The sequence below is a fragment of the Acinetobacter seifertii genome (assembly GCF_016064815.1).
Taxonomy (GTDB): domain Bacteria; phylum Pseudomonadota; class Gammaproteobacteria; order Pseudomonadales; family Moraxellaceae; genus Acinetobacter; species Acinetobacter seifertii.
This window is the reverse complement of the sequence record NZ_CP065820.1, coordinates 3175598-3190097: the sequence shown is the minus strand read 5'-3', so window position 1 is coordinate 3190097 and position 14500 is coordinate 3175598. Positions and strand designations below refer to the sequence as shown.

Genomic DNA, 14500 nt, shown 5'->3' with positions numbered 1-14500 from the left:
ATCTACGCTCCAAATAGTCGTGCTAACCAGCCTTTAGGTTGAGCTGTGATGTGTCGATAAGGGCGTTCTTCGCCAAGAAAGCGAGCAACCAAGTCATCATACGCTTGGCCAGCTTTAGTTTCTGAATACAGAATAACTGGCTTACCTTCGTTTGATGCTTGTAATACGCTTGGACATTCAGGAATAACACCTAATGTCGGTACGCGTAAAATATCTTTAGAAATATCATCAATCGTCAGCATTTCCTGACGGTCAGCACGTTCAGGGTTAAAACGTGTAATACATAAATGCTTACGTATACGTCCTTCGTTGTGTTCAACTTTTTTAGTTTTACTGTCTAACATTCCGATGATGCGGTCAGAGTCACGTACTGAAGAAATTTCAGGGTTTGTCACAATGATTGCTTCATCTGCATGGTACATTGCTAAAATTGCACCACGCTCAATTCCAGCAGGTGAGTCACAAATAATGTAATCAAATTCTTGAGCAAGTTCGTCAATCACACGAGCAACACCTTCGTCGCTCAAAGCATCTTTATCACGGGTTTGTGAAGCCGGTAAAATGTAAAGGTTTTCGATATCTTTATCGCGAATAAGGGCTTGTTGCAGACGTGCTTCATTGTTAATTACATTGACAAAATCATAAACAACACGACGCTCACACCCCATAATTAAATCAAGGTTACGTAAGCCTACATCAAAGTCAATCACAACAGTTTTATGACCACGAAGGGCTAAACCTGTTGCAAAAGATGCACTCGTTGTAGTTTTACCTACACCACCTTTGCCTGATGTTACGACAACAATTTTGGCCACCGAATCCACTCCTATTATGGTCATACATACACCCTTAAAAGGGCTGTTTTTTGGTGATTTGCTTAATAAACTAAAGTTCTAGAGCTTCAAATTCAAGCTCTTGCTTTTCATTTAAATAAATATGTACTGGCTTTTTTACCACATGTTTAGGGATATCATCTGCGACACAATATGTTCCGGCAATGGAAACGAGTTCAGCCTCTAAAGATTGGCAAAAAATACGTGCAGCAGCGTGCCCACCCGCACCAGCAATGACTCTACCACGAACCGTGCCATAAATATGTATATTTCCTGAAGCAATCACTTCAGATCCACTATTCATGCCAGCTTTTAAAATAATATCGCCTTGGTCTTGTACAAGAGATTGGCCTGTACGCAAAATTTCATCATGATAAGAGGTAATATGGGCAACTGCATTATTATTTAGTGGTTTTTTTGTTTCTGCTGAAGCTTGTGCAGGTGCCGGTTTCTCTACAATTGCAACTTGCTCGGCAGTTGCTTTAATACGTTGTAATGGCTGATCTGCTGGTAATACAGGGAACTGAATAGCGCGTGCTTCATCACCCAAAATACCATCAATAACTGCCATTGGTTGCAAACCTAAGCTGACTAACAGCTGAATTAAAGCAATCAACTCTTGTTCAACAGTACTATCTATAATAACGAGAGTTCCCTGATAGGACCCTTCATTTAATATGTTTGATAATTGCTGGCGGATCACATCATGATCATTCGTATCGAAGGTTATCCTGCTAAAGTTAACCATTCTGCCGGTAATCCGGATATCAGCCATAAGTCTTCCTTCAAGGCGTTAAAACGAGCTGTAATATCGTTAAGTTTATTGTAAATAGAGCAAATGCTAGAACAAATCGTGCCAATTCTCTAGCGTGTTTCATAAAAAATTAAGTAAATGCTTATTCTTTGATTCGATCATGCTCCGCAAGGGTTTGTTGCCACTGTTTGACCTTAACTTGTTTGCGAATTGCTTCTAGGCTTTCAAACACCACAGACTCTACAAGTTGCTCAAGCTCACGGTTATTAATATTCACGTTACTTATTTTTTCTGAAATTAATTGATAAGTTGCATTTGGGTGCTCTTTTGATCCTTCAACTAATGGTTCAATTAAACCTGCACTGATATTTTCACCGAGCCGTTGTCCAATACTTTGGATTTGCTGTTCGATACGACCACCCACTAAAGGAATTAAGCGTAATAATTGAGTTAACTCAGGCGTATCCTCTATTGCCTGATCAACAATCTGCCCAACGCCTTTTGTAATTGCTGGCTTTTGTTCTTTTAAAGCAGTCGCTAATGATTCTTGCAATATAGATGTCAGGGTAATTGTAAATTGTTCACGATGATGATTAACCAAGTCGTGAATAATTTGTTTATGTGTTGAGCTGGTCTGTAGCTCATTTCGAATGCCATCAATAACCGTAATAACAACACGGTCAGACAGTTCTTCCATAACGACGCGATAATAAAATAGTCCGTTTTTTCTCCAGCCTTCAGGAATAATAGGATAGCCTAATTCATATAAACGATAGGCAATAATGCCAGCACGAAACAAACGTAAAAAACGCAATTGAGGAATGATGGCTAAAATTTCATACCAGTGAATAAATGGGAAGAAGAACCAACGTTTATGGTGTTTATAAACAATAGAGATGCCCCAACGGACAAGAAATTCAGTAATTAAAAAGCCAATAAACCAAGCTTCTGTCGTAATTACCCATGGGTGTAAATAGGTTTTATAAAAGCTGAGTACTTGGGGCAAGTGAATATGTTCAAAAAACCATGCCCCAATACTGCTCATTAAAAAGAAATTTGCTGCAAGACAGAACAAATTGAAAATAATAATAAACACCATAAAGATGTCATAAACCAAAAACAGCTTAAATGAAATGCTGTTTGGGTCCATATGGTAATATTTTGCTTGTTTTCTGGAACTGTTTTGCATAGCTATAAATGCTTTTAATGAGTTGAAGTAGTATATCGAGCTTTCATTTGTTCGATAAGTTGATCTTTTTCAGTCCAAAGCTCGTGTACCCATTGTTGAAAACGTTCACGATAAACTGGGTCATCTTCATAGTTACCACCGAGTACCCAAGCTGGTATTTCAATTTTACGAAGATTTACCGCAATTTTTGAAACATCACCTAACCAGAATTCGCCATAGCCCGGTACACCGTCAGGGTAGACAATCGTCATATCAACCAAAGCATCAATTTTGTCGCCCAAAATATTTAGAGCCAACGCCAAACCACCTGCTTTAGGTTTTAACAAATGTTTATATGGCGAATTTTGTTGATCATGTTTTTCCTGAGTAAAACGTGTACCTTCTAAATAGTTTAATAAAGTAAAAGGTTGGCTCAAGAGTTGCTCGCACGCTTTACGTGCTTCCATCATATCGCGGTCTTTGAGCTCAGGGTTTTTCGCAATTTGCTCTTTAGTATGACGCTTCATCATTGGGAAGCCTAAAATTTTAAAGGCTTGACCAACGAACGGAATAAAGATGAGTTCCCATTTGGTAAAAAAACGGGTAAGGGGCATACGTGTTAAACCAAAATACTGATTTACTGTCGTATCAACCCAACTTTGATGGTTACAGGTCATTACATAACGGCCTTGCATACTCAAATCAAGACCTTCATCGATCGTAATATCCCATTTTAAATTTGGTAAAACATGATCAATGAGCCAGTTATTTACACCAAGCCAGCTATTTGTAATTTGAATATTGGTTTCATCAACTTTAGAAGATTTTTTTAACAGCTTAGTCAAACCTAAAGCCAATACAGGTGGTCCATGAAAAAAAGTACTACCTGTGATGACTGTACCTACAGTGAGTCCACGTGTAATTTTTTTTAGCGCAGATTGCTTATTGGGTGCAGTTGACATATAAATGACCCCGAATATCTAAAATCCATGGAAAGTTGTTCAACTATAACTATCGTGAAATGAAATACAACGATATCTTAGATAACAATGAAGAAATTGTGATGAGTGCGCATCTTAAAGTGCATCAAAATATTACAAAAAAATAACTAAACTGTTTATTATTAACAAAATATCAATGTTTTATACTTCCTTTTTGTTTCATTATTCATCCAGACAACAAAACACACAAAGTGAGGAGGCATGCAATGCGTGCACTAGTTATTTCAACAGTCGTAGGGGCAGCAGTAGTATTATCTGGTTGTCAGACAACAGGTAACAACCTAGGTGGAATTGAATACGATAAAGCCGCATTAGGTACTTTAATTGGCGCAGCAGCAGGTTATGGTATTTCTAAATCAAGTGCAAACTCTAGCCGTCAAAACAACCGTGCTGCGGCAATCGGTGCAGTTCTTGGTGCAGCTGGTGGTTTATATCTTGATAACAAAGAGAAAAAATTACGTGAGCAAATGGCGGGTACTGGCGTAGAAGTAGGCCGTAACCCAGATGGTTCTGTTCAATTGATTATGCCAGGTAGCATTACTTTTGATACGAACAAATCAAACATCAAACCAAACTTCTATGCAACTTTGGATAAAGTAGCTCAAACATTAGCTGAAGATAACAAGAGTGCGATTTTAGTTACCGGTTATACAGATAACACTGGTAATGACTCTATCAACATTCCATTATCTCAAGCACGTGCTCAATCAGTTAAAATGTATTTAGCTGGTAAAGGTGTATCTTCTACTCGTATTGATGCACAAGGTTATGGTTCTTCTAACCCAATCGCAGACAACTCAACTGCTTCTGGTCGTGAACAAAACCGTCGCGTAGAAATCAGCATTTATGCTAAACAATAAGATTTAATTTATTGTTTCGAAAACCACCTTCGGGTGGTTTTTTTATGGGTGCAGTACAAGAAATAATCACGACATTCTACGGCGCATAAATTGCATTATTAGACATCATTTATACATATCCGCAGATTTATTATTGGGATTCTAAAAAAGAGATGACTATAATCATGCTCGAAAAATTAAGAGGTAATACACGATGTCAGCTGCCAGTCAATTGAACGACAAGCAAGAAGAAGCCATGAAATATACTCAAGGCCCTTTATTGGTGCTTGCTGGTGCTGGTTCAGGTAAAACATCGGTAATTACCCGTAAAATTGCCTATTTGGTGCAGCATTGTCGTATTCCTGCGCATCGTATTACAGCGATGACATTTACCAATAAAGCCGCACGTGAAATGAAAGAGCGTGTAACCAAGCTTTTATCACGTGAAGAAGCAAAAGGCTTATCTGTTTCGACTTTCCATACGTTTGGCTTAAATCTTTTACGTTTAGAACTTAAAAATTTACCTTTAAAAGCTAATTTTTCGATTTTGGATGCAGATGACTGTAAACGTATTTTGATGGATTTGATGCATCGCGATAATTTGTCTGGTGCAGAAAGCAAAGAATTAATTGCTAAAGCAATGAAGAAAATTTCAGATTGGAAAAATGATCTGATTTTACCTGAACAAGCACATTCGACGTGTGAAACTCCTGAAGATGTCCAGTTTGCGCATCTTTATCAACTTTATGAACGTAATTTACGTGCCTACAACGCCGTCGATTTTGATGACCTGATTGTTATGCCAACCCGCTTACTGCAAGAAAATGCAGAAGTACGTGACAAGTGGCAAAACCGCGTTCGTTATTTATTGGTCGATGAATATCAAGATACCAACACCGCGCAATATATTTTAGTGAAACTGTTGGTTGGTGTAATGGGGCAGTTCACCGCGGTAGGTGATGACGACCAATCGATTTACGCATGGCGTGGAGCGAAGCCTGAAAACATGGCTTTGCTTAAACAGGATTTCCCAAATTTACATATTATTAAGCTTGAGCAAAATTACCGCTCGACCAGCCGTATTTTGAAAGCTGCGAACTGCGTTATTCAGAATAACCCGCATATTTTTGATAAGAAATTGTGGAGTGATAAAGGCCATGGTGAGGTCATCAGAATTATTACCTGCCGTAATGATGACGATGAAGCTGAACGCGTAGTCAAAGACTTACTGACTCATAAGCTGATGAACGGTAAGAACTGGAAAGATTACGCTGTATTGTACCGTGGTAACTTTCAAGCACGTGTATTAGAAACCCAGCTTCGCCAAATGCAAATTCCTTATAAACTCTCTGGCGGTACATCATTCTTCGCTCGTGCAGAAATTAAAGATGTGATGAGCTACTTACGTCTTATTATTAACCCTGAAGATGACAGTGCTTTCTTACGCATTATTAATACGCCTAAACGTGCGATTGGGCCAGTTACTCTTGAGAAGCTAGGTTTATTTGCGCAAGAAAATAATTTATCTTTACTTGGCGCTTCTTCAGACCAACGTTTAAGTATGGTTCTTCCTAAAAAAGCAGAAACTCAATTGCATGAGTTTGCCGACTTTATTGCGACATTTACGCGTGAGTTGCTAGAAGATGATGAGCCTGTGCCTAAAGTTCGTCAAATGATGAATGAGGCGGGTTATATCGATTATATTCGTGAACAGTCAGCAACACCTGCTCAAGAGAAAAGTAAACTCGACAATATCGAGAATTTATTTACCAGTATTCAAAATCTGATTAATCGTGCAGAAGATGTTGATGAAAAGAACATTGAAAGCGTTATTCGAAAACTGGTCTTGCTCGATTTGTTAGAACAGCAGCAAGAAGAAGAGGACACTGACAAAGTAAACCTACTTACTTTGCATGCAGCAAAAGGTTTGGAGTTCCCATATGTGTACATTATGGGACTTGAAGAAGAGCTTTTACCGCATAAAAACTCGATTGCAGCTGAAACCATTGAAGAAGAACGCCGTCTTATGTACGTGGGTATTACCCGTGCACGTCAAGGGCTGACTTTGACTTTGGCAGAACAGCGTAAAAATGGTGGTCAAATGAAACAAATGACCCCAAGCCGTTTCCTTGATGAGCTTCCGCAAGACGAGCTCGAATGGTTAGGGCGTAAAAAGAAAATTGCAGCAAATGTTGACCCTAAAGAACAGGCTCAACAATATTTGGCAAATTTAAAAGCTTTATTAAAGCGTTAATTTTTTTAATTTTTAGGAAATCCAATGAAAGTTCAAGTTAAATTGCTCGATCCGCGTTTAGGTAAAGAATGGCCTTTACCTTCATATGCAACAGCAGGATCAGCAGGTCTAGATTTACGTGCCTGTTTAGATGAAGCAATTGAAATTGAACCAGGCCAAACTGTATTGGTTAAAACAGGTATGGCAATTTATATTCATGATGTGAATTTTGCTGGTTTAATTTTACCGCGTTCAGGTTTAGGCCATAAACACGGCATTGTTCTTGGTAACTTGGTTGGATTAATTGACTCGGATTATCAAGGTGAATTGATGGTTTCAGTTTGGAACCGTGGTCAAACGACTTTCCGTTTAGAACCGGGTGAGCGTTTAGCACAGTATGTTTTAGTTCCAGTGGTTCAGGCTGAGTTTGAGCAAGTAGAGGAATTTGAAGAAACTTTACGCGGTGCGGGCGGCTTTGGTCACACGGGTAAACAATAATTAGCTTATAAAAAATTATTGAAAGAAACGCCTGTTTTACAGGTGTTTCTTTTTATGTCTTGAATGTTACAATGAATTATATTACAAAACGCTTTACTCATACTCTTTTAACTTTTTTAGCAAATACCCTTTCAAATTTTGAATACTCTATGTTTTTGCGATAGATCAGATTGATCTTTAAATAGAAGATACGTTATGAATGTAAGACACTCATTTCCAAAAAATATTTTCCGTGCTTACGATATCAGAGGCAAACTTTCTTATTTAACTACAGACGTCGTCCGTTCAATTGCCTATGGATTGGCACAACAATATAAACAAGCAGCACAAACTCAATTAGTAATTGGCTATGATGCCCGTCTCACAAGTCCATCTTACGCTCATTTAATTGAAGAGATGTTAATAGAGCAGGGTTTAACAGTTACAAATATTGGTTGTTGCTCGACCCCGATGATGTATTACATTGCACGTGAGTTTGGCGGCAATGGCATTATGGTAACCGCTAGCCATAATCCTAAATCAGATAATGGTATTAAATGGATATTAAAAGGGGAACCTCCATCCCCAGAAATGATTCAGCAAGTCGGTGAGTTTGCGCAAACTTATGTTCCTGTTCATCCAATATCATTATTAGAATTATCAACTCCTCAATTTAAATCAGAATTTTGTAAAAAATACCAACAGGCTCTTTTTAAAGATATTCAACTCAGACGCCCATTAAAAGTCGTATTAGATGGTTTACATGGTTCGGCAGGGCATTGTGCGAAACTGGTACTTGAAAAAATGGGATGTGAAGTCATTGCTTTACGTACTACCCCAAATGGCGAGTTTCCTGACCATGCGCCAGATCCTTCACATGCTGCACATTTAAAAGAACTGCGTAAAACGATTATTGAGCAAGATGCAGATATTGGTATTGCGCTTGATGGTGATGGCGATCGTGTCGTATTACTCGATGAAAAAGCAAATATTCTGACAGCGGATCGTCTTTTATCGCTTTTTGCACAAATGTGCCTAGAACAGCAACCAGATAAAGAAATTGTATTTGATGTGAAATGTTCGCTTATGGTTCAAAGAACTGTAGAGCAACTACGCGGTAAACCGAAAATGATTCGTACTGGAAGTAGCTTCCTTCGTTCATATTTATCCAAGTCTAAAGGGCAAGCCATTTTTGGTGGTGAATACGCGGGTCATTATGTGTTTAATGATGGTCGTGGTTTTGGATATGACGATGGAATATATGCTGCACTGCGTGTAATGGAATATTTTACCCAATCTAAAGCAAAAACTATTTCTGAGTTATTTTCTATTTATCCTGAGAGATGCTGTACCGAGGATACTTACATCAGTAATCACCATTCAGACCCTAAACATGTACTACAAGACATTGAAATTTTGAGCCATCGTCTAGGCGCACATATTAGTAAAATTGATGGTGTACGTCTTGATTTTGAGGATGGTTTTGGCATTATTCGAGCATCAAATACAGGTGAGTATTTTACCGTAAGATTTGATGCTGATAATCCTTTACGTTTAAAGGAAATCCAGCAAAAATTTATTGATATGTTGCAAGAGCGTTACCCGCAAATTGCACAAGAACTTTCTGAAGCCTAAGTAAGGAGAGGCGCAATGCCACAACATCAGCATCTTGGCGTCGACAAAGCAAAAATCTTAATTGAAGCTTTGCCATATATTCAACGTTTTTCCGGTAAGACGCTGGTGGTGAAATACGGTGGTAATGCGATGACTGATCCAGAGTTGGAAAGTTCATTTGCCCGAGATATCGTTTTACTTAAAACAGTGGGTTTAAACCCGATTGTTGTGCATGGTGGTGGCCCACAAGTTGACTCTTTCCTAAAACAATTAGGTCGTGAGTCTGATCGTATTGACGGTATGCGTGTGACCGATGAAGCCACTATGGAAGTGGTTGAAATGGTATTAGGCGGTAGCGTAAACAAATCCATTGTTAATTTAATTAATAAGCATGGTGGACGTGCGATTGGCTTAACTGGTCAAGATGGCAATCTATTACGTGCCCGTAAATTGTTAATGGAAAAACAAGAAGAAGACGGTTCGATCAGACATATTGACCTAGGTATGGTCGGTGAAGTTACTGGAGTAAAAACAGATGTATTAGAGATGTTTACTCAAAGTGATTTTATTCCTGTTATCGCACCATTAGGTGTTGATGAAAAAGGCAATACCTACAACATTAATGCTGACCTAGTTGCTGGTAAAGTTGCGGAGGCATTAGGGGCGGAAAAATTAATTCTGTTGACTAATATTACTGGTGTGCTTGATGAAAACAAAAATCTGTTAACAGGTTTAAGCACCCAAGAAGTTGACCGTTTAATTGAAACAGGCGTGATTTATGGTGGAATGATTCCTAAAGTCGGTTGTGCGCTTGATGCAGTCAAAGGCGGTGTTGTCAGTGCTCATATTGTAGATGGTCGTGTACCACACGCGACATTACTTGAGATTTTTACAGATCACGGTGTGGGTACGCTTATTTCTAATCGTACAAATGCTTCTCACTAAAGTGAATATTTTTATGAAAAGATCACGCTAAGTGGTCTTTTTTTATGTCATTTAATTTTGGTCATTTTTTTGTCATGAGCTTTGACTAGTGTAAGGGGTGTCACTAGGAGCGTTCATTATGCTGGAAAAATTTAATCAATATCGCCAAACCTGGACTTTACCTCTAAATCGTCATAAGACTACTAATCAAACACAATTTCGCTTTGAATGGGTTGATAATTTAAAAGAATTACAAGATGTACAACGGTTCCGTGCACAACAGTTTAGTAAACAATTTGGCATTCATTTTGAAGATAATTTAGATCAAGATATTTACGATTTTAGTTGTGAGCATGCAGTATTACGTGAGAAATGGACGGGAGAGATTGTGGCTTATACACGACTTAAACTCTTCCAAGGCCATGAAATTGGACAAAGCTATAGTGCCCATGAGTTTGATATTGTTCCTCAGTTATCACACTTGCCAAACGTATTGGAAATAGGGCGTACCTGCGTGCATCCGCGCTTTCGTAATGGTAAGGCACTTTCTACGCTTTGGATGAACCTTGCACCTAAAGTGTTGTGGTCAATGCGTGCTAAATACTTGATGGGTTGTGTGAGTATTCACCTTCAGGATAATTTGGCTAGAGCGTATTATACGCATCGTCAGATTCAGCAATTACCAGACGCTAAAACCATTGATATTCGTTCTAAAAAGATTTATGAACCTGAATATCCAGAGTTCAGTTTTCCTCAAGATGAGCGCATGCCGAAACTGTTCCAAATGTATTTAAGCATGCAATCTAAACTGTCTAAAGAAGCTTTTTTCGATGATAAATTTAATTGTCTGGATTACTTTGTATTCTTAGAAGTGAATAAAATTGCCACTTCATTTGTAATGAACAAAATGGCTCAACGATAAAGATATCTTATATTTTGTAATAGCGAGCGCATATTGGGATTTACAAGCTATTTTACTCTCATGCACAATAGTGCGTATGGGGTAATGAAGCGAAAAGTTTAGAACAATATGTGCCAGCTATTAGGAATGAATTGTGCAACACCAACGGATATCACTTTTTCTTTCCGTGGTTTTTCACAGCGCGCAGGAATTACCTCTGACCATAGTGATGGCTTTGGTATCGCTTTTTTTGAAGACAAGGCATGTCGCTTATTTGTAGATAACCAGTCTGCGGTTGAATCGCCAATTGCCGACCTTATTCGTAATTATCCTATCAAATCACGCAATGTGATTGCGCATATTCGTAAGGCGACCCAAGGTAAAATTACACTGGAAAATTCGCATCCATTTATTCGGGAATTATGGGGACGTCATTGGATTTTTGCTCATAATGGCGATTTACATGATTTTGATCCACCTTTGAGCGGACGTTTTACACCTGTAGGTAATACAGATAGTGAAAGAGCATTTTGTTATTTATTAGACCAACTGGTAGAAGTATTTGGTTATGAAGAGCCAAGTCTTGAGCAAATATTTGAAGTATTAGAAAAGATTTCTCCGCAAATTGCAGAATATGGCACCTTTAATTTCTGTTTATCTAATGGTAAAGCTTTATTTAGTTATGCAATTACTAAATTGCATTGGTTAGTCCGAGAATATCCATTTAACAATGCACATTTAATTGATTTAGATGTTGAAGTTGATTTTAGTCAAGTGACTACTCCAGAAGACCGAGTGGCAGTAATTACCACTGAGCCTTTAACCCATAATGAAAACTGGACAGCTTATCAACCGGGTGAAATGATTTTATTCCAAAATGGAATGCCTATAAAAAAAGCAATAACACATGTTGAAAGATTAATACGTGAAGAGAAAAATCCGGAACTTAAACGTATTACTCGAGCAGATCAATATTAATTTTAACTAAAATAAATATAATTCTTTTAAAAACATATATTTTTATTTACTTAGCGATAAAGTATTTTGATTAAAAAATACTTTATCGTTTTAGTTGGTTAATATTAATTAATTTTATGTAAATCAATGCTTTGGGTTTTAATTTATTTTTATTATATAAAGCCGACAAAATAGGTTTGTTTTTATTTATCCCCTTTAACTATAAAATGCGATTTATGCAACAGTCATTGAACATCATTGGGGGTGGTGTATGAAAATGAAATGGGCTTTAGAATATAATACCGGTATTGAAGTTATTGATGAGCAACATAAACGGATACTTGATTATATTAATCAGATTGATGATGTAAAAGATGATGAAGATAGACGTCGTATTAAAGATGTTTTAGATAATATTATCGATTATACGCAGTCTCATTTTACTTTTGAAGAAAGTTTACAAGAAGAAGCCGATTATAAATATAGAGTACCTCATAAACGTGTACATGACTTATTTATTAAAAAAATTGAGCTATATCGTGAACGTTTTGAAATGGGTCATACCATTGAAGCCGAATTACAAGAAATTTTGGCTAAATGGCTCATTAATCATATTCAACATGATGATGCCGATTATGTAGGAGCAGTAAAAGAAAATATGATGGGAATCATTAGAGAAAAGGAAAAGAAGAAAGGAAAAAACTGGTTCGCTCGTTTTTTCTCATAACTTTAACTAGAAAAACTCTAAATTATCGTTAGCGCGGCAAACTATCGTTTCGGTGGTTTGCTTTTTTTATGGTGCAAACTTTGATTTTCATGCATGAGACGGGCAAAATATCTATAGACTTTTTCAAGGAATGCATAATGCAGGACATACCTATGTCACGTTGGTTATCGCCTCTTATGGCGTTTTGCTTATCTTTTGTCATCATGGCTACTTTGGCCCCAACTATGGGCATCCAGATTGATCGTCAGCTCGATTTCTGGTTATTGTGGTTTGGTACAATGTTGTTATTGGCATTACCAGTTTGTTATTTGGAAATTGCTTTAGCAAAACGATCTAAAACGACCGCTTTAAATGCGCTATCGAGTCTAACTCGTGAAGCAGATAGTTCATCTAAATGGCGTGTGGTTGGCTGGCTTGCTGTTGTTTTTATTCCTTTCTTAGCTGGTAATGTTTTGAGCACTGCAAGCAATATATTAGTTGCACAATTTGCTCCAAGTATTTCTGGGCAAATTATTTTTGCAGGCCTTGCTGTTGCTGCCTTAGTACTATCTTTTATTCCACGTCAAATTCTTATTTTATTAATGACTGTTGGAGTAATTGCTTCTATTGTGTTGGCAAACATGATGGGAACGACTTTACAACCTTGGCATTGGACCAATGTTGAGTTCAAAGAGTGGGGTAATGCAACTGTACTTGCTCTTGTAGCGAGCGGTTTGGGTTTAGGACTTTACTGGCAAAATACAGTGGGTACAGTTAAAGCAGAAGAAGGTGCAACTAAAACTGTGCTGCCAATTTGGTTGGCCCAGCTTATTGCTGTAATTGCTTTTGGCTTCTTTTCGCTCCAAGCTCAATTACCTGTTTTGACGTGGATATTTACAGGTGTGATGACATCTGCGCTATTTGTGCAATTGGCGCGAGAACAACTAGCTCAGCGTCAGCTCATGATTGTTTTACAGTGGGTAATTCTTGTTGTTGCCATTGCAATTTGGGCAGTGCCTGAACTTCATCACTTATTTACGCTAATTCTTATGCTTTGGGGCTTACTCATTAGTTTGATCTATGCCATTTTTGCTGGCTGGATTATGAAAATTAGCCACTTGCGTAAATCAATGAATTTCAGCAACGAGCTTTTCTATAATTTATGGCGTATTGCTGTACGAATTGTTTTGCCACTTTCAATTGTTCTGGCAATGGTTGCCGTAATTGGACAAAGTATTTAATGGAACGCACTCAGCAAGTTTGGGTGGCTTTTGCCGCACCAGAACAACAGTTTCTCATTTCTATTCCATTTGTAGAGGGCATGAGTGCTTTGCAGGCAGTACAAGCAAGTGGTTTGTTAAATCATGTTGAATTGCCAGAACCTCTTCAGCTCGGTGTTTTTGGAGTAAAAGTAGAAGCGGATACAGCATTACATGTGGGTGATCGAGTTGAGGTTTATAGACCTTTAACAATTAATCCAAAAGACATTCGCCGTAATCGTGCAGCGAAAAACCCTGTAGGCCGTTATATTAAAAGTAATCGCTTTAAGCAATCAGCTCAATAAGCAAAACCCCTCAAGTTTTTTCACTTGAGGGGTTTCTTTTTATTAGAAAAAACGATTATAGTGGCGGGGCAGTTAAAATCGCTTCTTTAGAAGCTGGTAAACCTGGTTGCGATTCTGGAATAGTCTCTAAACCTTCAATTTTAGTTACAGTTCCAGTACTATCAAAGTAAATTTTTAAATGCTGACCATGTGCTGCGGGGATTTTCGCTTTTTTAGCATATGTTCCCGGGATATAGTTGTAGATATAGTCCCAACGTTGTGGATTGAGAGGATCAGTCACTGTTGGGCTACCAAGCAAAAAGCGCACTTGCTGGAAATTCATGCCGACTTGTACTTGAGAGGCTTGAGCTTTAGTCAATGGAGTCCCTTGAGGAATATCAACCTTATATACACCAAAGATTGAACAACCAGCTAGGAGTGAAGTGACGAATAACGTCAGCACGAGTTTTTGCATTTTGCTACACTATCCCAATAAATTATGATGCATTTGATCAAAGGATAGATCATACTTCATCTAAATTCTATTGCC

General features: G+C 38.0%; 15 protein-coding genes. 10 read left to right on the top strand and 5 right to left on the bottom strand.

Annotated features, from left to right (window positions below):
* Positions 1 to 2: 2 nt before the first annotated feature.
* The 4 genes from minD to I8T81_RS14620 form a co-directional block, all read right to left on the bottom strand.
* Positions 3 to 815 (bottom strand): septum site-determining protein MinD, encoded by an 813-nt coding sequence (gene minD, locus I8T81_RS14635; protein WP_019456834.1) that lies wholly within the window; start codon positions 813 to 815, stop codon positions 3 to 5.
* Between the two features lie 70 nt (positions 816 to 885).
* Positions 886 to 1608 (bottom strand): septum site-determining protein MinC, encoded by a 723-nt coding sequence (minC, locus tag I8T81_RS14630; protein WP_019456833.1) that lies wholly within the window; start codon positions 1606 to 1608, stop codon positions 886 to 888.
* A gap of 121 nt (positions 1609 to 1729) precedes the next feature.
* Entirely contained in the window at positions 1730 to 2776 is a 1047-nt protein-coding gene (locus tag I8T81_RS14625; protein ID WP_151819279.1) for a preprotein translocase subunit SecA, read from the bottom strand.
* Positions 2777 to 2790: 14 nt separating this feature from the next.
* Complete coding sequence (locus tag I8T81_RS14620; RefSeq protein ID WP_077165711.1) at positions 2791 to 3717, bottom strand: acyltransferase; 927 nt, start codon at positions 3715 to 3717, stop codon at positions 2791 to 2793.
* A 245-nt stretch (positions 3718 to 3962) separates the two neighbouring features.
* On the opposite strand from I8T81_RS14620, the gene I8T81_RS14615 reads away from it, so the two are divergent.
* From I8T81_RS14615 to I8T81_RS14570, 10 genes are all read left to right on the top strand, one after another.
* On the top strand, positions 3963 to 4616 hold the full coding sequence (locus tag I8T81_RS14615) for an OmpA family protein (protein WP_004703310.1): 654 nt from the start codon (positions 3963 to 3965) through the stop codon (positions 4614 to 4616).
* A 193-nt stretch (positions 4617 to 4809) separates the two neighbouring features.
* Entirely contained in the window at positions 4810 to 6849 is a 2040-nt protein-coding gene (gene rep, locus I8T81_RS14610) for a DNA helicase Rep (RefSeq protein ID WP_004703308.1), read from the top strand.
* Between the two features lie 24 nt (positions 6850 to 6873).
* Complete coding sequence (gene dut, locus I8T81_RS14605) at positions 6874 to 7326, top strand: dUTP diphosphatase (protein WP_000868152.1); 453 nt, start codon at positions 6874 to 6876, stop codon at positions 7324 to 7326.
* A gap of 195 nt (positions 7327 to 7521) precedes the next feature.
* Positions 7522 to 8940: a phosphomannomutase/phosphoglucomutase gene (locus tag I8T81_RS14600; protein WP_198071543.1), complete on the top strand. Its 1419-nt coding sequence runs from the start codon at positions 7522 to 7524 to the stop codon at positions 8938 to 8940.
* Positions 8941 to 8955: 15 nt separating this feature from the next.
* Positions 8956 to 9864 (top strand): acetylglutamate kinase, encoded by a 909-nt coding sequence (argB, locus tag I8T81_RS14595; RefSeq protein WP_004703301.1) that lies wholly within the window; start codon positions 8956 to 8958, stop codon positions 9862 to 9864.
* 118 nt (positions 9865 to 9982) lie between these two features.
* Positions 9983 to 10765: a GNAT family N-acetyltransferase gene (locus I8T81_RS14590; protein WP_004703299.1), complete on the top strand. Its 783-nt coding sequence runs from the start codon at positions 9983 to 9985 to the stop codon at positions 10763 to 10765.
* A gap of 108 nt (positions 10766 to 10873) precedes the next feature.
* On the top strand, positions 10874 to 11722 hold the full coding sequence (locus I8T81_RS14585; RefSeq protein WP_019456827.1) for a class II glutamine amidotransferase: 849 nt from the start codon (positions 10874 to 10876) through the stop codon (positions 11720 to 11722).
* Positions 11723 to 11972: 250 nt separating this feature from the next.
* Complete coding sequence (locus I8T81_RS14580) at positions 11973 to 12428, top strand: bacteriohemerythrin (RefSeq protein WP_004703295.1); 456 nt, start codon at positions 11973 to 11975, stop codon at positions 12426 to 12428.
* Positions 12429 to 12580: 152 nt separating this feature from the next.
* The gene (locus I8T81_RS14575) at positions 12581 to 13648 is read left to right on the top strand and encodes an SLC5/6 family protein (RefSeq protein WP_039254389.1); all 1068 of its coding nucleotides are present in this window, start codon (positions 12581 to 12583) and stop codon (positions 13646 to 13648) included.
* Positions 13648 to 13971: an RnfH family protein gene (locus I8T81_RS14570; RefSeq protein WP_077165706.1), complete on the top strand. Its 324-nt coding sequence runs from the start codon at positions 13648 to 13650 to the stop codon at positions 13969 to 13971. The genes I8T81_RS14575 and I8T81_RS14570 overlap by 1 nt, the downstream gene beginning before the upstream one ends.
* Positions 13972 to 14026: 55 nt before the next feature.
* On the opposite strand, the gene I8T81_RS14565 is transcribed toward I8T81_RS14570, so the two are convergent.
* Entirely contained in the window at positions 14027 to 14425 is a 399-nt protein-coding gene (locus I8T81_RS14565; protein WP_004703289.1) for an outer membrane protein assembly factor BamE, read from the bottom strand.
* Between the last annotated feature and the right edge of the window lie 75 nt (positions 14426 to 14500).

Coding starts and splice junctions, on each gene's coding strand:
- minC (WP_019456833.1), bottom strand. CDS start 1,608: ATGGCTGATATCCGGATTACCGGCAGAATGGTTAACTTTAGCAGGATA.
- I8T81_RS14625 (WP_151819279.1), bottom strand. CDS start 2,776: ATGCAAAACAGTTCCAGAAAACAAGCAAAATATTACCATATGGACCCA.
- I8T81_RS14620 (WP_077165711.1), bottom strand. CDS start 3,717: ATGTCAACTGCACCCAATAAGCAATCTGCGCTAAAAAAAATTACACGT.
- I8T81_RS14615 (WP_004703310.1), top strand. CDS start 3,963: ATGCGTGCACTAGTTATTTCAACAGTCGTAGGGGCAGCAGTAGTATTA.
- rep (WP_004703308.1), top strand. CDS start 4,810: ATGTCAGCTGCCAGTCAATTGAACGACAAGCAAGAAGAAGCCATGAAA.
- dut (WP_000868152.1), top strand. CDS start 6,874: ATGAAAGTTCAAGTTAAATTGCTCGATCCGCGTTTAGGTAAAGAATGG.
- I8T81_RS14600 (WP_198071543.1), top strand. CDS start 7,522: ATGAATGTAAGACACTCATTTCCAAAAAATATTTTCCGTGCTTACGAT.
- argB (WP_004703301.1), top strand. CDS start 8,956: ATGCCACAACATCAGCATCTTGGCGTCGACAAAGCAAAAATCTTAATT.
- I8T81_RS14590 (WP_004703299.1), top strand. CDS start 9,983: ATGCTGGAAAAATTTAATCAATATCGCCAAACCTGGACTTTACCTCTA.
- I8T81_RS14585 (WP_019456827.1), top strand. CDS start 10,874: ATGTGCCAGCTATTAGGAATGAATTGTGCAACACCAACGGATATCACT.
- I8T81_RS14580 (WP_004703295.1), top strand. CDS start 11,973: ATGAAAATGAAATGGGCTTTAGAATATAATACCGGTATTGAAGTTATT.
- I8T81_RS14575 (WP_039254389.1), top strand. CDS start 12,581: ATGTCACGTTGGTTATCGCCTCTTATGGCGTTTTGCTTATCTTTTGTC.
- I8T81_RS14570 (WP_077165706.1), top strand. CDS start 13,648: ATGGAACGCACTCAGCAAGTTTGGGTGGCTTTTGCCGCACCAGAACAA.
- I8T81_RS14565 (WP_004703289.1), bottom strand. CDS start 14,425: ATGCAAAAACTCGTGCTGACGTTATTCGTCACTTCACTCCTAGCTGGT.